The sequence below is a fragment of the Streptomyces sp. NPDC096136 genome (assembly GCF_044763325.1).
GTDB lineage: Bacteria > Actinomycetota > Actinomycetes > Streptomycetales > Streptomycetaceae > Streptomyces.
Window position 1 is genome coordinate 34,380 of sequence record NZ_JBIWFZ010000002.1, and the last position, 21,782, is coordinate 56,161.

Here is a 21,782-nt window from a genome sequence, read left to right on the forward strand (position 1 = left end):
GGTGCGCGGTCATCGGGCGGGCGCCCGCAACCGCAGGGGCAGGGCGCGCAGCGTGCGTTCGGCGATGGCCTCGGCCTCCGCCGGCGCCTCGGCATGGGCGATCACCCCGGCCAGCACGTCGGAGCCGCCGCGGTAGGCGGGCAGTTCGGTGCCGGGTTCCAGGTCCATGCCCCAGAACACGTCGTGCACCCCGGCCCGGCGGGCGACGTGGTGGGGGTCGCCGACCCACTCGACGACCCCGCCGTCCGCCGGCACGAACCGCTGTACCACGGCCCGGCTGTGCCGCGGCGTCAGCTCGTCCAGGTCCAGGGGCTGCCCGAGGGCGAGGCGGACCACGTTGGGCAGCGGGTCCACCCCGGTGGCCAGCCGCATCACCTCGGTGGCGATCCGGGCCCCGGTGATCCGGCAGGTGATCTCCAGCAGGACCACGCGGCCGTCGCGGGTGCGCAGGATGTCGGTGTTGATCACCGCGGGGTCCAGGCGCAGGGCCCGGGCCCCGCGCCGGACCGTGTCCGTGACCTCCTCGATCTGTTCCTCGGTCAGCACGCTCGGCAGGGTGTCGCCGCCCTCGAAGAAGTGCGGGGCGAACTCCTCCTTGCGTCCGTACTCCCGGTCGGCGAACCCGAAGCGGTGCAGCTTCCCGTCAACCATGAAGGCCGCCAGGGTGTGCTCGGTGCCCTCCAGGAACTCCTCGACCACGATCCGGCCGCCCGGGCTGAGCAGCAGCGCCTCCTGCGCCAGCTCCCGCACCTGCTCCGCGGACTCCACCTTCATCACGCCCAGCGAACCGGTCTGGTCGCTGGGCTTGATGACCGCCGGCAGCCCGATGTCCTCGACCGCCCGCACGGCCTCGCCGACGCTCTCGGCGGTCGCGTACCGCGGAAGGTCGAGCCCCGCCTTGCGCAGGACCGCCAGCCGCCGGTCCTTGAACGTGCAGTTCAGGGCGGTCTCCAGGGGCAGGCCCGGGCAGCCGAGGTGCCGGGCGAGCGTACTGATCACCGGCGGGTTGTCCGCGCCCAGCGAGAACACGCCGTCGACCCGGTCGATCCCGGCTGCGGACAGCGCGGCGAGGACCGCCACCGCGTCGTTCGGGTCGCACACCAGCAGGACGTCCGCGGCGGCGCGGACCCGGTCCGTGGGCCGTTCGGTCACCACCACCAGCTCCCGGCGGGGCGAGCGCAGTTCGGTCAGCGACCGGTCCATGCCCGAACCGAGCCCGCACACCAGCAGGCGGTCAGTCACGGCCGCCTCCCGCCGGACCCGCGGGCGGCGGGGTGCCCAGGCCCAGCACCTGGAACACCTCCGCGTGGCCGGAGCCGCCCGAGACCGCCCCGCGGTAGCGCGCCAGGCCCTCCACGCCCTCGTCCCAGGCGGCGTGCCGGAGCTGGGAGACGTACGCGCGCATCGCCGCCACCTTGGCCCCGATCTGCCCGCCGATGTCCTCGGCGTACTGGAAGCGCGCCATCGGCGCCCACACCTCGTAGCCGAGCACCAGCCGCGGCGCCGGCATCGGCGGCCCGCCGGCCTCCTGGAAGAACTCGGAGCGCGCCATCCACAGGGCTTCGAGGGTGAGTTGGTGCACCATGCGGTGCTCGACGTCGTCGTCGTTGTCGTGCGGCAGGTACACCACCTGCGGCTGCACCTCGCGCAGCACCCGGACGAGGTCCAGATGGACGCGGCGGCTGAGTGTGAAGTCCCGCGACGGCTCGTCGAAGCGGATGCAGCGGTGCACGCCCAGGGCCTTCGCGGCGGCCTCGGTCTCGGCGGCGAACTCGGCGTCGGTGACCGCGTCGTCCAAGGCGCTGCGCTCGCGGCCGATGACGATCACCACGGTCACCCGGGCACCGTCGCGGACGTGCTTGGCGATGGAGCCGCCGCAGCCGATCACGTCGTCGTCGGGGTGGGGCGCGACCACCAGGACGTCGGTCACCGCGGACCCCGTCCCCGTCCTCTGCGCGCTCACGCCCCGGCCTCCGGGGCTTCCCCGGCCCAGCGGGCCCACTGCGCGGTGGCCGCGGACGCCTCGGCGAACGGGGTGCGCGCGGTGAAGCCCAGCACCCGGCGGGCCTTGGCGTAGTCGGCGCGGGCCGTCGAACGGTACAGCTCCAGCTCCCAGTCGGCCACCGGTTCCCCGGCGGTGACGGCCGCGGGACCGCCCAGCCCGCGCAGCGCGCGGACCGCGTCGAAGAACGTGCCCCAGCGCAGTTCCGCGGAGTGCCCCACGAGGAACCGCTCGCCGGCCGCGGCCGCGGTGTCCACGGCGAGCAGGACGGCCTCGGCCAGGTCGTCCACGTACACGGCGTTGCACACGCCGCCGTCGTCACCGGCCGGGAGCTGGGCGAAATCGCCCTCCGGGCGCCGGAGCTGCGCCGTCGTCCACTGGCCGCCCCAGGGGCCGTGGACCACGCCGGGCTGGATCACCACCGTCTCCAGGCCGTCGCCGTGGGCCTGTACGACGAGCTGTTCGGCGGCGAGCTTCTGCTGCTCGTACTCCTGGTCGGCGGGGTCGGCCGGGCGTGCGGCGGAGTCCTCGGTCAGGGCGCCGGTCACGGCCGGGTCGTAGACGTCGATCGTGCTCAGGTGCACCACGCGCCGCACACCGGCGGCGCGGGCGGCGGCCAACACGTTCCCGGTGCCCGCGACGGAGGCGGCCCAGCGGTCGCCCTCGTCGCCGGAGCTGCCGAACGCGCAGTGCACGACGGTGTCGCAGCCCTCGAACGCCTCCCGGAGCGCGGCCGGGTCCAGCAGGTCGCCCTGGCGGAACTCCAGCCGGTCCTGGGGCAGGACCGACAGCCGGGCGGCCCGGCCGAAGCCGCGCACGACGGGCCGGACCCGGGCCTCGGTGCCGAGCACCAGCCGTTCGACGAGCCGGCCGCCGATGAAGCCGCTCGCGCCCGTGACGGCCACGGTACGGCCCGCCAGCGCGGGCAGGGCGCCGGACCCGGCCGCGGCCTCCCGGCCCCGGGTCGTCCACGGCTGCGCGGAACGCTCGTGGGCGGGGCCGCCGTAGCACTCCTGGATCAGCTCGACCACCCGCACGCCGTCCTGCGCGGTGGAGTGGACGGCGGCCGTTCCCCGCACGGCCGCCGCGAAGTTGGCGAGCTGCTCGCCGAACAGCAGCTCCCACTCGTCCTGCGCCGGGGCCTGGGCCGGCACGTCCCCGCGGTGCAGCTCCACACCGTCGGCGGTGACCAGGGTGCACTCTCCGGCCGGGAAGTCGGTGCCGATCGTCACCGTCGCACGGGTACCGGTGACCCTGCAGCTGATGCCGAGGTCGCGCAGCCGGCTGAAGTCGCAGGTCACGTCGGTGGTGCCGAACCGCAGCCGGACGTGGGCGTCCGTCTCCACCCCACCCAGCGAGTTGTCCTCGGCGCCGACCACCTCGACGTCGGGGCCCAGCCACCACAGCAGGGTGTCGAAGACGTGCGAGGCGGTGTCGGTGAGGACGCCGCCGCCCGCGAGCCGCCGGTCGAACATCGACCAGGAGACCGGCTCGTGGGCGTACGGGTGCCCCTCGGACCAGTCGATCCGTACGACCTCGCCGAGGTCCCCGGCGTCGATGAGCCGCTTGATCCAGGCGTAGGCGGGGAAGAGCCGGCGCGGGTGGGCCATGGCCAGCACCGGCGCGCCCTCGGCCGCGGCGGTCCGCGCCAGCCGGCGGGCGTCCTCGACCGAGGTGGTCATGGGCTTCTCCAGCAGGACGTGCTTGCCCGCCGCCAGCAGCGCCTCGACGATCGGCGCGTGCAGGGTGTGCGGGGCCACCACGACGGCGGCGTCGAACGCGTCCGCGGCCAGGGCCGGGTCGGTGGCGAGCACCACCTGCTCGGCGGCGGTGCCGCCCAGCTCCCGGTAGAGGGCGAGCGCGGCCTCGGCCTGCCGAGGGTCACGGTCGATCAGCGCGGTGAGCTGCACGTCGCCCTTGAGCGGGGGCAGCGCGGGCAGGTGGCAGCCGCGGGCGGCGGCGCCGCACCCGACGATCGCGAGGCGTACGGGAGTCATGGTCGTCTCCAAGGGTGTACGGAACGGGGGAAGGGGCTTTTCAGAGGGCGGGGTGGTGAACCCACACGTTGGGCTCGGCGTAGGTGCCGTGGCCGTCCTCGGCGACCTGCAGCGGCACCAGCCCGCCGGGCAGCGGGTACGCGCCCGGGCCCGGGAGCGGCCGGCCGAGGAACTCCTCCCAGCGCGCGACCGGCTGACGGATCACCAGCGAGCGCTCGGCGATGCCGAGCCGGCGCGCGCCCAGCTCCAGGTGGGTGCGCAGCCAGGGGTCGAAGCAGCGCCCGTCGGGCAGCCGCCAGGCGGCGTACTCGGCGAGGGGGATCAGCGGGTAGTGCGGCTTGCGGGTGGGCCGCACCGGGATGACCACGCCCCGGGGGGCGTGCTCGGCGGCCCGTCGGCGGACCTCGGTCAGCAGCCGCTCGGCGTGCCCGGCCGCCCGGTGCGCGCGGTCCACGGACACCGACAGCATGCACACGGCGTCGGCCCGGTCCGGCGGGCCGTGGTCGACGGCCTCCACCAGCACCTCGTCGCTGCCTGCCGGCAGGGAGGCGGGGCTGCCGTCCCAGCGGACGGGCAGCCCGTTGGCCACCGCAACCAGCCGCCCGTCGCCGTCCACCAGGCACAGCTGGTGGGCGGGGTAGCGGTCGTACATGCCGTGCCAGCGCCAGTTGCCCGGGGATTCCCAGCTCATGAACTGCGGCATGTTGGCGCCGATCAGGGCGTCGACGGCGGGCAGCAGACCAGGGTCACGGGACAGGTCGGTCAGGGTGGGGGTCACCGCCGCGTCAGCCCAGCAGCCGGGTCCGGGCGGTGGCCCGCATCTCGCGCGAGCGCCGCAGGTCCGAGGTCACGCACACCCGCTTCAGCCAGCGGTCGGTGCCGTCGTAGCGGGCCCGGAACGGCAGCCGGCCGTGCACCGCCCGGTGGTTGTCGATGAACAGCACGTCCCCCTGGTCCGCCACGACCTCCCGCATCGCGGCGTCCACCACCTTGAACAGTGCGTCGTAGGCGCGCCGGGCGTCGGTGTCGTCCTCCGGGACGGAGGTGAAGTACGGGTCGAGACGCATGTACGGGTCGACGCGCGAGCCGTACAGCAGCGGGCCGAGCGGCCGTTCGTCGATCATCCGCTGGATGGTGGCGAACCGGGCCGCCTCCTCCTCGGAGGCGATGGTGTTGTTCTTCGGCAGGTGCGACTCGTCGGGCGCGATGAAGAAGCGCGGCTCGAAGAGGACGTCGATGTCGTCGGCGGACAGCGAGGACAGGTCCAGCTCGCCGACCGTCGTCGGGACGTGGTCCGGGTTGCGCAGCGCACCGAGGATCAGGTAGTCGCTGCGGTAGGGGTGGAAGGCGTCCTCGGTGTGCCAGGTGAGCAGCTCCTTGCTGCCCATGCCGAGCTGGTCGTTCTCGTGCGCCCGGATCGGGAAGATGTCGTGCACGAGGTGCCCGTCCTGCTGGGTGGCCCAGCCGAACGGCTCGCCGAGCAGCGCCGAGTAGAGCATCAGCAGGAGCTCCTCGGGGAACTCCGGGCCGGGCCGCAGGCGGCCGCGCCAGTGTTCGGGGGTGGGGCCGATGCGCTGCTGGTCGAAGTCGTGGCCGCTGACCACGGCGTGGCCGTGGCGGTCGGCCAGTTGGAACTCGCGCAGGAAGCGCTGTACGCCCTGCGGCAGGCCCGCGGCCAGCCGGGGCAGGTCGTGCAGCAGCCCGGGGTCGCCGAAGGACGGGTAGGCGGAGGCCAGTTCGAGGCACAGGTCCGCTGTGGCGGAGGCCTCGTCGGGCGTCAGGGTGTAGCCGTGCGTGGACTGGTCGGTGAGGTTCGACATGCCAACTCTCGCTGAGTGGTCGGGGGTGGTTGCTGCTGCCCGCGGCCGGCGGTGGCCGGGCCGGGGCCCTCGGGTGGTGCGGGTGGTACGTGTCGGTTCGGTCCGGTGGCGCGCGGATAGTCCGCGGGGCGCGGGCCCGCCGGTTCAGCGCCCGGCCGGCATTCCGCCGCAGGACGGGGCGGCCGTGAGCGCCGCGGCGAGCAGCCGGGGCGTGGGCGAGGCGAACAGCGCGCTCGCACGGAGTCCGGCGGCGCCGGGGTGGGACTCGCGCAGCCGCGCGAGCAGGCGCATGGCGAGCAGGGACTGGCCGCCGTGGTCGAAGAAGTCGTCGTCGGGGCCCAGGCGCGGGTCGCCCAGGACCTCGCGGAAGAGGCCCAGCGTGGTGGCCAGCGGCTCCCCGGGGCCGGCCCCGTCCGGGCCGGGCGCCCCGGCGCCGGGGTCCTGGAGGGCCGGGGCCCTCGCGGGGGCCTTCGCCGGGGCCTGTGCCCAGGCGGCCAGCAGCCTCTTGTCGATCTTGCCGTGCGGGTTCTTCGGCAGGACGGCCACCCGATGGAGCACCCGCGGCACCGCCCAGTCCGGCAGCTGCGCCTCCAGCGGCGCGACCAGCGCGTCCCGGTCCGCGCCCGTGAGCAGTACGGCCTCCCCCGGCGGCGGCGCCGCAGCCGCATCGGCGGGCACGGTGAACGCCCACAGGACCGTGCCGGTCGCGGGGTCGGGGAAGACCACGGCCTGGCCCACGCCCGCCGCCTCGCACAGGGCCCGCTCCACCCGGGCGGGCTCCAGCCGGTGCCCGCGGATCTTGATCTGGTCGTCGGCCCGGCCGAGGAAGACCAGCTGCCCGTCGGCGTCGATGCGGCCGAGGTCTCCCGTCACGTACACGCGGGCGCCGGGCGCGGTGGCGTACGGGTCGGGGACGAAGCGCCGGGCGGTGGCCGCGTCGTCGTCGAGGAAGCCACGGGCCAGCAGCGGGCCCCCGATGTGGATCTCCCCGGTCTCGCCGTCGGGCACCGGCCGGCCGTCGCGGCGGACGGTGGTCTCCACGTCCCGCAGCGGGGTGCCGAGCGGCACTTCGTCGGCGTCGGCCGGGAGCCGTCCGGTGTAGAAGGTGGAGCTGACCGTGCATTCGGTGAGGCCGTACACATGGGCGAGGGCGGCGGGCTGCCGGTCCTGCCACTCCCGGTAGGGCCGCGGGTCCATCCGTTCGCCGCCGACCACCACGGTGCGCAGGGCCCGCGGGGTGGTCGCTGCGGCGGCCTCCAGCCAGCGGGCGTACTCCAGCCAGTACTGGGTGGACAGTTCCACCACGGTGGTCCGGCTGCGGGCCATCGCGATGTGGAGCTCCTCGGCGTCCAGGGCGCGGGTGTCCTCCCGGCACACCACCGCCGCACCGGCCGCGAAGGCGGGGAACACCTCCTCGATCAGTACGTCGAAGCCCAGCGAGGCCACCTGGAGCCAGCGGTCGTCCGGGGTCAGCGCGAGCCGCTCGGCGACGGCGGCCGCGAACCGGCCCAGGGCGTCCCGCTCGACGACCGTGCCCTTGGGCTGCCCGGTGGAGCCGGAGGTGAACAGCACGTAGGCCACGTCGGATCCGGCGGCCGCCGACCGGCGCCGCGTCCTGGCCGCGCCGTCGTGCACCGCGCCGTCGTGCACCGCGCCGTCGGCCGCCCGGCCCGGTGCGCCGGGCGCCGGCGCCGGTACGTACGCGGCCTCCGGCGCGTGGTCGCCGTCGCCCAGCCAGACGGCGGCCGCGGTGCGGCGGACCAGGGCCGCGCGGGCCTCGGCCGGGAGCCGGTCGTCCAGGACGGTGAAGCCCGCTCCGGCCTTGAGCGCCGCCAGCATCCCGAGCACCGTACGGGCGGGATCGCCGAACGCCAGGCCCACCAGCCGCCCGGGGGCGGCCCCCCGCTCGACGAGCGAGTCGGCCCAGGCGTCGGTCAGCCGGTCCGCCTCGCCGTACGCCAGCACCCGGTGCGGGGTCACCAGGGCCGGCCGGGCGGGACGGGCGTGCACCGACCGCTCCCACAGGTCGAGCACGTCGAGGCCGGGACCGCTCCCGGTCGCGGCGGTCACCGGCCCGGCCCGCGGGTGCGCAGGAAGGCCGACAGGCCGTCCAGGCCGGCCCGGAAGGCCCCTTCCGGGCCGCCGAAGCCCAGGCGGGCGCCGTGCGGAGCCCCGAAGGCCGTGCCCGGAACCAGCAGGGTGCGGTGCCGGTCCAGCAGCTCCAGGCAGAACCGTTCCACCGCCTCGGGGGCGGCGCCGGCCCGCTCCAGCTCGCGGAGGACCGGCAGCGCGCACACCCCGCCCTCCGGCGGGGTCCACCGGACCAGCCCGAGCGCCTCGTGCTCGGCCATCCACTCCGTCAGGTGCGCCAGGTTGCGCCGGGCCTCGGCCGCCCGTGCCCCGATCAGCGCGTCGGCGTTGCGCATCGCCCGCTCGGCGATCAGCTCGACCAGCGGCGACAGGAACAGGGTGGTCCGGTCGCGCAGCGGGAAGGTGGCGGTGAGCAGGGGCTCGGGGGCGACGGCCCAGCCCACGCGCAGCCCGGGCAGGCCGAACGTCTTGGAGAAGGTGCCGTAGGAGACGGTGTCGCCGCCGTCCGCGCCGGGATCGGGCAGCACCTCCCAGCGGTGGGCGATCTCGGCGGTGGCCGCGTCCCAGACGAGCGTGGCGCCGGTGACGGCGGTGCGCTCCGTGAGGGCCTTCAGGCCGTGGGGGGAGAGGGAGGCTCCGGTGGGGTTGTGCGGGAAGTTGACGATGACGGCCGCGGTGCCCGGCGTGACCAGGGCGGCCAGCACCTCGGGGTCGATCTCGCCGTCGCGGACCGCCGTCGCCGGCAGGGTGGCGACGTCGCATCCTGCCGCCCGCGGATAGTGGCCGAGCGAGTGGTAGATGCCCTCCTGGACGACCACCCGGTCGCCGGGGTGCAGCAGCGTGCTCAAGGTCAGCGCGATGGCCTCGCTGGAGCCGTGCGTGACCAGCACCCGGTCGGCGTCGCCGCCGGCGTACCGGTCGGCGATGGCCGCGCGGATGCCGGCGCCGCCCTGCGAGACGCTGTCGTCCATGACGATCTCGTCGAGGTCGGCGGCGGAGATCCGGCACAGGTCGCGTATCTCGGCGAAGGTGTACGGGTGGACCCCGCTGGAGCTGATGTCGTGGATGTCCGGGCCGAGGTGCCGGCGGTACCACTCCTCCAGCACCGGAGGTTCTTCACGCCGTGGACGGAGACTGCTCATGGCTGTGCAACTGTCCCTTCTCTACCCCTGACGGGTTTCCCGCCACCAGCGCTGCCCGGAGAGGGGGAGCGTGTCGATGGGGTCGTAGTAGTGGTACGAACCGCTGTGGGCGTCCGGGTCCGCCGCCTCCAGCGGGGTGAGGTAGCTCTTGCTCCAGTGCGAGACGCCGAGTTCCCGGTCGTAGGCGTCCGCCTGGTCCACCCACCGCTTGCCGGCCATCGGCACGTCGCACACGATGCGCGGAGTGGCGAACCCCGGGAGGTAGCCCATGATCTGGCGCTGGATCTGCTGTGCGCCGTGCAGCGGGACCCGCCAGTGCTCGGCGTTCGGGATCATGTCGCACATGTAGAAGTAGTACGGGGTGATGCCGGCGTGGTCGCAGAGCGCGAAGCACAGGTCGAGCAGGTCGTGCGCGCTGTCGTTGACCCCGCGCATCAGCACGCCCTGGTTGCGCACGTCGTGCAGACCGGCGCCCAGCAGGCCCCAGGCCGCCCGGGCCACGCCGGACGTCACCTGCTGGGCGGCGTTGGCGTGCGTGTGCAGCGCGATGCGCACGCCCCGGGACCGCGCCTTGGCGGCGACGCGTTCCACGCCCCTCAGCACCGGGGCGGAGTTCCAGTGCTGCGGCAGTCCGATCAGGCCCTTGCTGGCCAGCCGGATGTCGCGGACCGACTCGACGTCCAGCAGCCCGTCCACGAAGCGCTCCAGCCGCGGCCAGGGCATGTTCGCCAGGTCGCCGCCGGAGACCACCACGTCCCGGATGCCCGGGGTGGCGCGCAGGTGCGCCAGGATCCGCTCGGCCCGGTCGGCCGGCTTGAGCCGGAGCCTGTTCTTGGTGACCTGCGGGGTGGAGTTGCCGACCAGGTCCATCCGGGTGCAGTGCCCGCAGTACTGCGGGCAGGTCGACAGCAGCTCCGCCAGCACCTTGGTGGGGTAGCGGTGGGTCAGCCCCTCCACCACCCACATGTCCTGCTCGTGCAGCGAGTCCCGGCTGGCCATCGGGTGCGAGGGCCACACCGGGTGCCGGTCGGAGAGGACCGGCAGCATGTAGCGCCGTACGGGATCGTCGTAGAAGGCCTTGGTCAGCTCGCCGGGGCGGGCCGCCGAGGCCTCCGCGGCCATCGTGTTGATCATCTGGGGCGGCAGCAGCACCGACATCGTCGCCCGGTGCAGCCGGTCCTGCTCCCAGTCCTCGTAGAACTCCTCGTCGAGCAGGTCTCCGACGACGGCGCGCAGTCCCTTCGCGTCCTTGACGCAATGGGCGCGCTGCCACTGCGGATCCGCCCACTCCGTCTCGGTGACCTCGCGCCAGCCGGGGAAGCGTCTCCAGTCGGGTTCCACGAGCGGACGGCTCCGGTACGCGTAGACGGCTTCGAGAGCCGCTGATTCCGTCTGGCTGCGTGCTGTGTCCACCAACCCGCCACCCAATCCCGTCGGTTTCGGCCGTATCGCCTGACGTCAACCGATCTTGCAGAGCCCCGGCGTTGTACACGAGGCCAGGTTGTACGGGGTGCAGCTGCCGTACGCCCCTGTACAACCGGCCGGCGGGGACGGAGGGCCGTACGAGCCGCTGTACGGGTCTCCGGACGGGAGCGGCCTTGTACGGTCCTCTGACGGGCGACCGAAGCGGAATGCCCGGAGAACGGGTGGCGGCCAGCCGGTTCGGCAAGGAGCCGAAATAGGACGACCCGCGCCGGAAGTGGCCGGAATTCTCGACTGGTGATTGATCGATTTGTCAGTGGCATGTACCAATGTCCGAGAGATCCGGTGCTGAGGTTTCCGGTCGCCTGAGGGGCCTCCAGCTCGGCGCACCGCCCGGGTCGTGCGCCCTGACCAGGTTGTACGGCCCGGATGGACCATGTGCTTCGTTCAACACCACCGATGAGCAGGGGGAGAGGCATGCCCAGGCCAGAGCGATTTCTGGACCCCACGGCGGGGCCGTTGGAACAGTTCGCCCACGACCTGCGCCTGCTGCGCAGGCAGGCCGGGAACCCCTCCTACCGGACCATGGCCAAACGCGCCCACTACTCCGTGGCCACCCTCGCCGAAGCGGCCCGCGGGCTGCACAAACCCTCCCTGAAAGTGACCCTCGCCTACGTGGCCGCCTGCGACGGCGACCCCGAGCCGTGGGCCCGCCGCTGGTACCGCCTCAGCAGCGAACTGGAAGGACCCGACGCCCCCGCCCGCGGACAGCCGCGCACCCCCGGTCTGGTGCCGCCCCAGCCGGCCGCCGGCCACCGCCGCCCCGCGGACGAGGGACCCGCCCCCGCCGGGCGGCCGGCCGCGCCCCGCACCCCCGCGTCCTCCGCCCCGCCCGCACCGGGGGCGGGCCCCGGCCGGCGCCGGATCGCCGCCGGCGCGCTGACGGCCGACGAGCGGGCCGAACTGAGCCGGCTGCGCAGCGAGGTCGAGGAACTGCGGCACGCGAACGCGGTGCTCAAGGCGGCCTCCGCGATCTTCGCCGCGGATCTCCGCACAAACTCCCTGGTCGTGTACAACCCGGCGGACCGCCAAGATCCGTTGGCATGACCGGAACGCCGGGCGGCCTGGGCCCCCGGCGCACCCGGCGGACCCGACGACCGACCCTTGGGGACTGACCATGCGTGTGCTCGGAGTCAACGGCTGGCCCGGCGCCAGCCACGACGGTGCTGCCTGCCTCGTCGTGGACGGCGAAGTCATCGCCCTGGCCGAGGAGGAGCGCTTCACCCGCAACAAGCACGCCTACGGCGAGGCGCCCTTGAACGCCGCCGCCCACTGCCTCGCGGAGGGCGGTCTCACCCTGGACGACATCGACGTCGTCGCCCACGGGTGGGACCTGCCCACGCTCTTCGCCGACCGCGGCCTGGACTGGTTCGACAGCGACGCCGACGCCCTCGAACACCTCCTGCCCAAGTCCCTCTTCCCGCGCGCCCGCGACCCCCGGCTCACGTTCGTCGACCACCACGTCGCCCACGCCGCCAGCGCCTACCTCCTCTCGGGGCGCGACCGGGGCGCCGTCCTCGTCCTGGACGGCCAGGGCGAGAACGCGAGCACCACCCTCGCCGTCGGCATCGACGGCCGGATCAAGACCCTGCGCTCCCACACCCCCGGCTGGTCCCTCGGCTACTTCTACGCCGCCGTCTGCGCCTACGCCGGCCTCGGCGCCGACAACGCCGGCAAGATGATGGGCCTGGCCTCCTACGGCACCCCCGGCGACCTCACCTTCGGCGGCGCCCTCGGCTTCACCGACGAGGACTTCACCGTCGGCGTCGTCCCGCCCGACCTGCGCTCGACCGGCAGCACCGACGAGGAGAGCGCCACCATCCGGTACTGGCTGGAGCACCTGGAGAAGACCCTCCGGGACGCCCCCAACCGCACCGTGTGCCACTTCGACCCGCACCACGCCCGGTACACCAAAACCACCGACCGGGACCCGTTCGAGTACCGGGACCTCGCCGCCACCGCGCAGGCCGCGCTGGAGCGGGCCGTGACGGGCCTGGTCCGCGGCCTGTTGCGGGAGACCGGCGAGACCACGCTGATGATCGCCGGCGGAGTCGGCTTCAACGCCACCCTCAACGGCAAGCTCCTGCGGATGCCCGAGGTCCGGGACCTCTTCGTCCAGCCGATAGCGGGCGACGCGGGCGTCTCGCTGGGCGCCGCGGTCTGGGTCGCCGCCGAGGAGGGCGACCGGATCCTGCCCATGACCGGCTCGGTCGCCTGGGGCCCGCAGTGGTCCGCCGGAGAGATCCGCCAGGTCCTGGAGGCCACCGGCACCGCGTTCACCGAGCCCGCCGACATCGCCGCGGCCACCGCAGGCGTCCTGGCCTCCGGCGGGGTCGCCGGATGGTTCCAGGGACGCGCCGAGGGCGGCCCCCGCGCCCTGGGCCACCGCAGCCTCGTCGCCGTGCCGGACCCCGAGACCACGCGGGACCGGGTCAACATCCGCATCAAGGACCGCGAGGCGTGGCGCCCGTTCGCCCCCAGCATGCAGGAGGAGGTCGCCGAGTCCCTGATCGGGACCGCCACCCCGCTGCCGTACATGATCGTCACCACTCCGGTGACCGAGGCCGGCGCCGCGGCCATGCCGGCCGTGGTCCACAGCGACCGCACCACGCGTCCGCAGACCGTCTCCGCCGCCGTCGACCCGCTCTACCACCGCCTCATCGGCGAGGTCGGCGGGCACACCGGGACCGCCGTCGTCATGAACACCTCCTTCAACGGCCGTGACGAACCCGTCGTGTGCACCCCCCGCGACGCCCTCGCCACCTTCCACCGGCTGCCGCTGGACGCCCTCGCCCTCGGCCCGTTCCTCGTGCGCCGCCCCGCCGGAGCCCTCGGGGAGGCCGGCGCGTGACCGCCCCGGCACGCCAGGACGCTCCCCCGGCCGGGACGGGCGCCGCGCCGCCCGTCGCGGCCGGGCCCGCCGCCGAGGAGGTCCGCGCCCGGCTCACCGGCTGGCTCGCCGAGTCGGTCCTGACCCCGGACACGGGCCTCACCGCCCCGCTGCGCGACCTCGGCGTGGACTCCATCGACCTGATCCGCACCGCCCGCCGCATCGAGACCTCGTACGGGGTGCGGGTGCAGCTGCGCGAGCTGTTCGCGCCCGGACTGACGGCGGCCGCCCTGGCCGCGCTGGTCGCCGAGCGGGCCGCCCGCCGCGGCGGCGCCGCGGCCGCCCGGCCCGGCACCCCCCACGACCCGGTCGTCCTCACCCCCTCCCAGGAACAGGCCTGGGAGGAGCAGACGGGCGACCGCGGCCAGTGGAACCAGGCCATGCTCTTCACCACCCGACCGGGCATCGACCCGGACCTGTTCGCCGAGACCGTGCGGCGGCTGGTCGCCGGCCACGCCTCGCTCCGCCTCGCCGTCGAGGAGCGCCCCGCCCGGCGGCCCCGGCAGCGGACGGCGGCCCTGGCGACCGACGGGCCGCCCGCCGACGCCCTGGGCCCGGTGCTCGACACCGTCGAGATATCCGAGCTCGCCGACGCCGACCTGTCGGCAGCCGTCACCCTCCGGTGCGAGCTGGAGCAGCGCTCCCTGGACCCGCGTGCGGGGCGCGTGGCCCGCTTCGTCCGGTTCGACGCCGGCCCCTCCCGGCCCGGCCGGCTGCTGATCGTCTTCCACCAGCTCGCGATCGACATGCTGTCGTGGTCGGTGGTGCTGGCCGACCTGGAGGAGACCTACACGGCGCTGGAGGCCGGCCGGGACGACGTCTGGCCGGCCGAGGGCACCTCGTACCCCGAGTGGGCCGAGGCCCTGGCCGCCCATGCCCGCACCCCCGAGGCGGAGGCCGAGGCGCAGTGGTGGACGCAGGTGGCCCGCACCCCCGCCACGCTGCCGCCGGACCTGCCCGCGGCCGGGGAGGGGGCGCAGGCTCCGGCCGACCCGCGGGCCGCGAACACCGCGGCCACCGCCGCCACGCACCTGGAGGAGTTCCCGCCGGACCTCACCGCCCGCCTCCACGCCGCCGCCCGGGCCCACCGGGCCCACCCCGGCGACCTCGTGCTGCACGCCCTCGGGGAGGCCCTCGGCGAGCGGCTCGGGGAGCCGGCCGTACGCGTGGACCTCCTGCGCCACGGCCGCGAGGAGACCGTCGGGGACGCCCATCTGTCCCGCACCACCGGCTGGTTCACCTCCACCGTCCCGGTCCGCCTCGACCTGGCTCCCGGAACCCCGGCCGAACGGCTGGCCCGGACCGTGGGCCACCTCGCGGCCCTCCCCGGCGGCGGGGTCGGCCACGGAGCGCTCGCCCGGCACGGCCGGCCCCGGACCGCCGCCGTCCTGCGGGCCGCCCCGCCCAGCGACGTCTCGTTCGACTACGAGGGCGACGACGCCGACTCCCTGCCGCTGGGCACCCTGCTGACGGAGGTGGCCCCGGAACCGGTGGGCGACATCACCGCGCCCCACTGGACCCGCCCGCACGCGGTGGAGGCGATCGCCACCACCGACGACGGGACGCTGCGCGTCGAATGGTGGTACTCCACCGCCCTGCACCGGGCGGCGACCGTGCGCGCGCTCGCCACCCGCCACCGGGCCCTGCTCACCGACCTCCTCACCGCACTGTCGCCCACCGCCCCCGAGGCACCCACCCGCTGAACGCCCCACGGACGGACCGGAACCCCCTGCCATGACCCTGCCCAGCCTGCTCGACCCCTTCTTCGCCCTCGCCCGCTCGGACCCCGACCGGCCCGCGGTCGTCGACCACGGAGTGACCGTCGGCTACGGTCAACTGGCCGGCTGGGCAGGGGCGGTGGCCGATCTGGTCGCCACCCGCGGCCCGGCCGGCGAGCAGCCGCCGGTGGCCGTCCAGGTCCACCACGCCGCCCGAGACATCGCCGCCGTCCTCGGCGTCCTCGCCGCCGGCCGCGCCTACGTCCCCGTGGCCGACGGCCCCGCCGGCCACGCCGACGCGGCCCTGCGCCGGCTGGGCTGCCGGGAGCTGATCGCCACCGCCGGCCCGGGGGCGCTGCCCTCCGTCGACCGGGTGCTGCGGCCCCACTGGGGCCGCACGCAGGCCCCGCCCCGCGAGGCCGGGAAACCGGTGCGGGCCGAGGACCCCGCGTACGTGCTGTTCACCTCGGGATCCACCGGCGCCCCCAAGGCGGCCGCGGTCCCGCACGGCGCGCTCCACGCCGTACTGCCCCCGCTGCGGCGGCAGTACGGCGTCGGGCCCGGCACGGTCGCCCTCAACTTCCACCGCATGGACGGTGACACCAGCCTGGAGGAGGTCCTGCCGGTCCTGCTCGCCGGAGGGCTCGTCGTCCTCGACGAGGACAGCGAGGCCGACCTCGACCGGGTCCTGACCGACCACGAGATCACCCTGGTCAACCTGCCCGTCGACTACTGGCACGTCTGGACGGGCCACCTGCTGGACTCCGGGCGGACCGTGCCGGCCTCGGTCGACACCGTCGTGATCGGCGGCGAGGCCGTCCGCCCGGACATGCTGGAGCGCTGGCGGCGGCTCGGCGCCGACGACGTCGTCCTGCTCAACACCTACGGGTCCACCGAGACCGCGCTCGTCACCCACAGCGCGGTCCTCGCCGGGCCGGGCGCACCCGCCCGCTTCCCCGACGGGGTGCCGATCGGCAGGCCGCTGCCCTCCGTACGGCAGGCGCTCGTGCCCCTCCCGGACGCACCGTACGGGCCGGCCGAACTCCTCCTGGCCGGGCCCCAGCTGGCCCTCGGCTACGTGGACGACCCGGAGCGGACCGCCGACCGGTTCACGGCCGCCGACCCCGCGCTCGGCACCGGACGCTGGTACCGCACCGGGGACCTCGTCACGGAGACCGACGACGGCTCGCTCGTCTTCCACGGCCGGATCGACCACCAGGTCAAGATCCGCGGCCACCGGGTGGACCTGCTCGACGTGGAGGGGGCGGTGGGCCGGCTCCCCGGCGTCACGGCCGTTGCCGCGGCCGGCCACCGCAAGGGCGACCACACGGCGCTGGTCGCGTTCGTCGTCCTCCCCGGACCGGCCGGACCGGCCGGCAGCGGCGACGACACGGCGGAGCTGCGCGAGCGGCTGCGGGAGGCCGTGCCCGCCCCCCTGGTCCCCGACCGGATCATCGCCGTGCCCGAACTGGTGCACACCCGCACCGGCAAGGTCGACCGCGCGGGCACCCTGGACCGGTACCTGTGAGCAACCGACTCTTCGACGCCTCCGTCGCCCCCGCCGCCGTCCCCGAGGCGGACTCCCGCGGCCCCTGGGCCTACCTGTGGTGGCTGGTCCGCATCCGGCCCCGGCCGCTCGTGCTCGCCGCCGCGCTCGGCGTGCTCTGGATGATCCCCCTCGCGCTGGTCCCGCTGGTCATCGGCCGGGCCATCGACGCGGCCGGGCAGGACACGGGGCAGACCGGCCTGTACCTGTGGTCGCTGCTCGCCCTCGGTCTCGGCGTCCTCCAGGCCCTCGCCGGCGCCGGCCTGATCCAGGCCGCCGTCGGGGCCGAGGCCCACGCCCTGTCCACCACGCACCGGGTGCTGATGCGTCAGGTGGTCCGCCTCGGCGCGACCCTGCGCGGCAAGGCCCGCTCCGGGGACGTCGCGGCCTCCGCCGCCGCCGACGTGGAGAGCATCGGCAACTCCTTCGAGGTCATCGGCCGTACCGTCGGCGCGGTCGTCGCCGCCGTCCTCGTGGCCGTGGCGCTCACCGTCACCTCACCCGTCCTCGGACTGGCCGTGCTCGTGGGGGTCCCCGCCGCGGTGCTCAGCATCGGCCCGCTCCTGCGGCCCCTGCAGGAACGCGACGAGGCCCAGCGCGAGCTGATGGGCGTCGCCACCTCCCAGGCCGGCGACATCGTCGCCGGCCTGCGCATCCTGCGGGGCATCGGCGGCGAGGCGGCCTTCGCCGCCCGCTTCCGCCGCACCAGCCAGCAGGTCCGCCGGGCCGGCGAGTCCGCCGGCCGCATGGAGGCCTGGCTGCAGGCCGCCGGGGTCTTCCTGCCGGGGCTGGTCACCGTCGGGATCGTCTGGCTCGGCGCCCGGCTCGCCCTGAACGGCACCATCACCGCCGGCGAACTCGTCGCGTTCTACGGCGCCTCCGCCTTCCTCACCCTGCCCGTGAGCACGGCCACCGAGGCCGCCGAGACCCTCAGCCTCGCCAAGGTGGCCGCCGGCCGGGTCTGCACCCTGCTGCGCCTGACCCCCGACACCGTCCGGCCCGAGCACCCCGAACCGCTGCCCGCCGGGGCCCTCGCCCTGACCGACACGGACCGCGGCATCACCGCCGAGGCCGGCCGGCTCACCGTGATCACCGGCCCGGCCGACCGCATGGCCGGCCTCGCCGACCGGCTCGCCCGCCCCGGGCCCGCCGGCCCCGCAGCCGTCCGGCTGGGCGGCGTACCGCTGGACCGGGTGGACCCCGCGGAACTGTCCGCGCGGCTGCTGCGCTCCGGCCCGGCCGACACCCTCTTCAGCGGCACCGTGCGCGAGGAACTGAGCGCCGGTTCCGCCCGGTCCCGGGAGGCACTGGCCCGGGCCCTGTACGCCGCCGACGCCTCCGACGTCGTCGCGGCCCTGCCCGGCGGACCGGACGCCTGGCTGGACGAGGGCGGCCGCGCCCTGTCCGGCGGCCAGCGCCAGCGCCTCGTCCTCGCCCGCGCCCTGCTCGCCGCCCCCGACGTCCTCGTCCTGGAGGACCCCACCGCTTCCGTCGACGCCCACACCGAGGCCCGCATCGTCGGCCGGGTCGCCGCGCTGCGCGCCGGACGCACCACCGTGGTGCTCACCGACAGCCCCCTCTGGCGCGGCGCCGCAGACCGCACGGTCCGCCTCGCCGCGGACCCGGACGCCGCCCCCGGCCGCTGCACAGGAGTGCCTTCATGACCACCACCCCCGCCGCCACCCGGGCCCCCGCGGCGGGCGCCGCCACCACAGCGGACCCCGGACCCGCCGGTCCCTCCCCCGCCGGCCGCCTGCCCCTCGCCGACCGGGCCGAGGTCCGCGCCTGGACCGGCGCGTTCGTCCGTACCGAGGCGCGCCGGCTGGCCCTCACCTTCGGGCTGTTCGCCGCCGCCCTGGTGGCCGGACTGATCGGCCCGCGGCTGCTGGGCCACCTGGTCGAGTCCATCAAGGACGGCACCACCGCCGGCCGGGTCGACGTCCTCGCCCTGACCTTCGTCGCCCTCCTCGTCGCCCACGCCCTCCTCGCCCGCGCCGCCCGCACCCAGGCCACCCTGCTGGGCGAACGCGTCCTGGCCCGCACCCGCGAGGACTTCGTCCGCCGCGTCCTCGGGCTGCCCCTGTCCGAGGTGGAGGCCGTCGGCACCGGCGACCTGCTCAGCCGGGCCACCAACGACGCCGACCGGCTGAACGAGAGCATCCGCCAGGCCGTCCCGCGCATCGCGCTGGCCGCCGTCACCCTGGTGTTCACGCTCGCGGCGATCCTGCTCACCTCTCCGCTGCTCGCCCTCGGCCTGCTGGCGGGCGTGCCCTTCGCCGCCCTGTCCACGTGGTGGTACCGGCCGCGCGCCACCCGCGCGTACGAGCGGCTGCTCGCGCAGGAGGCCGACGTGCTGGCCGTCACCCACGAGAGCACCCGCGGCGCCGCCACCGTCGAGGCGCTCGGGCTCGGCCCCCGGCAGGCCGGGCGCCACGGTGCGGCCGTCGACCGCGTGGTCCGCACCCGGCAGCGCACCACCTGGCTGCAGACCATCTGGTTCCCCAGCCTGGACCTGGCCACCATGGTCCCGATGGCGCTGACCCTCCTGATCGGCGGGCTGGCCTACCAGCGCGGCGAGGTCGGGCTGGCGGAACTGACCGCCGTCGTCCTCTACGTCCAGGCCCTCGGCGAACCCCTCAACGACCTGCTGACCTGGACCGACGAACTCCAGATCGGGAACGCCGCGCTGCGGCGCATCCTCGGTGTCGAACGGCTGCCCCGGGAGGAGCCGCGTCCGCCCGCCGTGCTGGACGGGCACGCCCTGCGCCTGGAGGGCGTCGGCTTCGGCTACGGTCCCGGCCGCGAGGTCCTCAGCGGCATCGACCTGTCCATCGCGCCCGGCGAGAAGCTGGTGGTCGTCGGCGCCTCGGGGGCGGGCAAGTCCACCCTCGGCAAGCTGCTCGCCGGGGTGCACCACGCCACCCGGGGGACGGTCAGCATCGGCGGCGCCGACATGGCCCGGCTGCCGGTGGGCCAGTTGCGGCGGGAGGTCGTCCTGGTCACCCAGGAGCAGCACGTGTTCTCGGGCACGCTGCGGGACAACCTGACCCTGGCCGCCCAGGAGCCGGAGGACGCCGAGGCCGCCGGAGCCGCCGAGGGGGCCGCGGGCCCGTCCGGCCCGGCGGACGCCCGCCTGTGGAATGCGCTGGAGACGGTCCTCCTCGCGGACTGGGCCCGCTCCCTGCCCGACGGCCTGGACAGCGAGATCGGCCCGGGCGCCGCACCGGTCTCCCCCTCCCACGCCCAGCAGCTGGCCCTGGCCCGCCTGCTGCTGTCCGACCCGCACGCCCTGGTCCTGGACGAGGCCACCGCCCTGCTGGACTCGACCGCGTCACGCCGCGTCGAACGCTCGCTGGCCGCCCTGATCGAGGGCCGCACCGTCATCTCGATCGTGCACCGGCTGGACTCCGTGCACGCCGCCGACCGCATCGCGGTCATGGAGGCCGGCCGGATCGTCGAACTCGGCAGCCACACCGAACTCCTGGCGGCCGGCGGGGCCTACGCGGCCCTGTGGCGCTCCTGGTCCGGGGGCGGCGCGGCGTCCCGGCGGGAGTCGGCCGAGCAGGGGGCGTCCACGCCGGACCCGTGACCGGCCGCGCCAACAGCCCAGCCGGCCGGGCACCCATGACCGGCACGGCGGCGCCCACCCGCGGCCGGGGGTCGGGCGACCGGGGCGTCCGACGTCCGGTCCGTGCCGCGGAGCTCCGCCCAGGCGGCAGGCAGGACGGCCACCCCGTGCTGCCGGCCGGCGGCACGCGGACCATGAGGACCACCAGGACCAGAGGCATCCGCCGCCGGCTGACCGGGACGGAGCGACGCAGGATCCAGGAATTGGTTTGCCCACCCGGTGGCGGTGTGTCACCGTTCGGCCTGGACCGGCAGTTGATCACCGGCGACCAGCCGATGTCGGTAGGCCGGCGGCCTCTCGGCGATCCGCCGCAGAGGTGACGAAACGATGGGAATCGGTGTCGTGGGGAACAGTTACGAGGACGAGTGTCGCCGGTCGTTGGCCGAGGAGCAGGCGAAGAGCCTTGCCGATACCAACCACTGGGAACATGTGGACAGGGAGCGGGTCCACCAGGACTGGGACGTCCTCTACCGGGAGATCACACCTCTCCTGGACGGCGGCTCCCTGCCCGCAGACCAGCAGATCCAGGAGCTCGTCCGCAGGCACTTCGACATCGCCTGCCGGTTCTACACCCCCTCCAGGGAGGCTTACGTCGGCATGTCGCTCTTCTACGCCGAGGACGAGGCCATGAGGGCGTTCCACGATTCATACCACCCCGAGATGGTGGAGTTCCTGGGCGCCGCGATCAAGGTGTTCGCCGAGCAGGCGAGCGGGTTCGCCCCCGGCGCAGGGGCCGAGGCTTCGGCGTAATCCCGCGACACGGGCCAGGACATACATGTGCGGGTGCGCTCGGACCCGGTCCGGGCGCGCCCGCCGAGCGGCGGGGCCGGATTCAGGCCCAGGCGCTGCGACAGCCCCCGACCCGATCTTTCACGTGTGCGGGGAGCGGTACGCCCACGACGGCGGCGGACTCCACCGTGTGAGCGGCACGCACTGACGGCCTGCTCCGCGAACGGACAGCTACCGGGGCGGTTGACGACCCGTGGACACCGATGGCTTGTCTGTCCGGCAGCACCCGAATGACGTCGCGCCTCAGTAGGACTGGAGTTCCCAGAGGTTGCCCTCGGGGTCGCGGACGTGCGCGTTGCGCATGGTCGGGCCCCACTCGGGGCGGTCCGCCGGCGGGCCGGCCGGAGCGGCTCCGTGGTCCAGGCAGGCGGTGTAGGCGGCGTTCACGTCCGGTACGCGGCTGACCAGCATGGTCCGGTCGTCGGGGGCGGCCTCGTGCAGGGCGACCGTGGCGGCCATCGCCGCGCGGTCGAAGAGGGCCAGCACGCCCTGTCCGTCCACGTCCCAGGAGGCGTACGGGCCCTCGGCGGTTCCGCGGGTGCGGGTGGCACCGAGGAGGGTGGGGAGCAGCGCGTCGTAGAAGCGGAAGGTCTCGTCGAAGCGGCAGGTCAGCAGTCGGGTGTACAGGGCGTCCATCGGGCTCCGTTCCGTGGGGTTCGGCAGGGCGGGCGGTCGCC

16 protein-coding genes are annotated in these 21,782 nt (G+C 75.2%); 7 read left to right on the forward strand and 9 right to left on the reverse strand.

The window, feature by feature from the left end; translation table 11 throughout:
• Nucleotides 1–9: 9 nt before the first annotated feature.
• The 8 genes from ACIRBY_RS03295 to ACIRBY_RS03330 all read right to left on the reverse strand — a co-directional run bounded on the left by ACIRBY_RS03295 (nt 10) and on the right by ACIRBY_RS03330 (nt 10,465).
• Nucleotides 10–1,242 (reverse strand): acetyl-CoA carboxylase biotin carboxylase subunit family protein, encoded by a 1,233-nt coding sequence (locus ACIRBY_RS03295; protein ID WP_403895377.1) that lies wholly within the window; start codon nt 1,240–1,242, stop codon nt 10–12.
• Complete coding sequence (locus tag ACIRBY_RS03300; protein WP_403895380.1) at nt 1,235–1,963, reverse strand: PIG-L deacetylase family protein; 729 nt, start codon at nt 1,961–1,963, stop codon at nt 1,235–1,237. Before ACIRBY_RS03300 ends, ACIRBY_RS03295 begins: the two co-directional genes overlap by 8 nt.
• Nucleotides 1,960–3,999, reverse strand: a complete 2,040-nt coding sequence (locus tag ACIRBY_RS03305) for an NAD-dependent epimerase/dehydratase family protein (protein ID WP_403895384.1) — start codon at nt 3,997–3,999, stop codon at nt 1,960–1,962. Before ACIRBY_RS03305 ends, ACIRBY_RS03300 begins: the two co-directional genes overlap by 4 nt.
• 40 nt (nt 4,000–4,039) lie before the next feature.
• Complete coding sequence (locus ACIRBY_RS03310; RefSeq protein WP_403895387.1) at nt 4,040–4,777, reverse strand: hypothetical protein; 738 nt, start codon at nt 4,775–4,777, stop codon at nt 4,040–4,042.
• 7 nt (nt 4,778–4,784) lie between these two features.
• Nucleotides 4,785–5,819 carry an arginine beta-hydroxylase, Fe(II)/alpha-ketoglutarate-dependent gene (gene vioC / locus ACIRBY_RS03315; RefSeq protein WP_403895389.1) on the reverse strand — a complete coding sequence of 345 codons (1,035 nt, stop codon included), beginning with the start codon at nt 5,817–5,819 and terminating at the stop codon, nt 4,785–4,787.
• 144 nt (nt 5,820–5,963) lie between these two features.
• Entirely contained in the window at nt 5,964–7,889 is a 1,926-nt protein-coding gene (locus tag ACIRBY_RS03320) for an amino acid adenylation domain-containing protein (RefSeq protein WP_403895391.1), read from the reverse strand.
• On the reverse strand, nt 7,886–9,016 hold the full coding sequence (gene vioD / locus ACIRBY_RS03325) for a capreomycidine synthase (protein ID WP_403895394.1): 1,131 nt from the start codon (nt 9,014–9,016) through the stop codon (nt 7,886–7,888). The genes ACIRBY_RS03320 and vioD overlap by 4 nt, the downstream gene beginning before the upstream one ends.
• A gap of 57 nt (nt 9,017–9,073) precedes the next feature.
• The gene (locus ACIRBY_RS03330) at nt 9,074–10,465 is read right to left on the reverse strand and encodes a KamA family radical SAM protein (protein WP_403895397.1); all 1,392 of its coding nucleotides are present in this window, start codon (nt 10,463–10,465) and stop codon (nt 9,074–9,076) included.
• A gap of 486 nt (nt 10,466–10,951) precedes the next feature.
• Here ACIRBY_RS03330 and ACIRBY_RS03335 point away from each other — a divergent pair, with 486 nt between their 5' ends.
• The 7 genes from ACIRBY_RS03335 (at nt 10,952) to ACIRBY_RS03365 (ending at nt 21,066) form a co-directional block, all read left to right on the forward strand.
• Nucleotides 10,952–11,581 (forward strand): XRE family transcriptional regulator, encoded by a 630-nt coding sequence (locus tag ACIRBY_RS03335; RefSeq protein ID WP_403895400.1) that lies wholly within the window; start codon nt 10,952–10,954, stop codon nt 11,579–11,581.
• A gap of 70 nt (nt 11,582–11,651) precedes the next feature.
• Complete coding sequence (locus ACIRBY_RS03340) at nt 11,652–13,385, forward strand: carbamoyltransferase (RefSeq protein WP_403895403.1); 1,734 nt, start codon at nt 11,652–11,654, stop codon at nt 13,383–13,385.
• The gene (locus ACIRBY_RS03345) at nt 13,382–15,127 is read left to right on the forward strand and encodes a condensation domain-containing protein (protein WP_403895406.1); all 1,746 of its coding nucleotides are present in this window, start codon (nt 13,382–13,384) and stop codon (nt 15,125–15,127) included. Before ACIRBY_RS03340 ends, ACIRBY_RS03345 begins: the two co-directional genes overlap by 4 nt.
• Nucleotides 15,128–15,158: 31 nt before the next feature.
• Nucleotides 15,159–16,670 (forward strand): AMP-binding protein, encoded by a 1,512-nt coding sequence (locus tag ACIRBY_RS03350; protein WP_403895409.1) that lies wholly within the window; start codon nt 15,159–15,161, stop codon nt 16,668–16,670.
• Nucleotides 16,667–18,352, forward strand: coding sequence for an ABC transporter transmembrane domain-containing protein (locus ACIRBY_RS03355; RefSeq protein ID WP_403895412.1), 1,686 nt, complete (start codon nt 16,667–16,669; stop codon nt 18,350–18,352). Before ACIRBY_RS03350 ends, ACIRBY_RS03355 begins: the two co-directional genes overlap by 4 nt.
• A complete protein-coding gene (locus ACIRBY_RS03360; protein WP_403895415.1) occupies nt 18,349–20,277 on the forward strand; it encodes an ABC transporter ATP-binding protein in 1,929 nt (642 codons plus the stop codon). Before ACIRBY_RS03355 ends, ACIRBY_RS03360 begins: the two co-directional genes overlap by 4 nt.
• Nucleotides 20,278–20,658: 381 nt before the next feature.
• Nucleotides 20,659–21,066 (forward strand): TipAS antibiotic-recognition domain-containing protein, encoded by a 408-nt coding sequence (locus ACIRBY_RS03365; RefSeq protein ID WP_403895418.1) that lies wholly within the window; start codon nt 20,659–20,661, stop codon nt 21,064–21,066.
• Nucleotides 21,067–21,348: 282 nt separating this feature from the next.
• On the opposite strand, the gene ACIRBY_RS03370 is transcribed toward ACIRBY_RS03365, so the two are convergent.
• The gene (locus tag ACIRBY_RS03370; RefSeq protein ID WP_403895421.1) at nt 21,349–21,741 is read right to left on the reverse strand and encodes a VOC family protein; all 393 of its coding nucleotides are present in this window, start codon (nt 21,739–21,741) and stop codon (nt 21,349–21,351) included.
• Between the last annotated feature and the right edge of the window lie 41 nt (nt 21,742–21,782).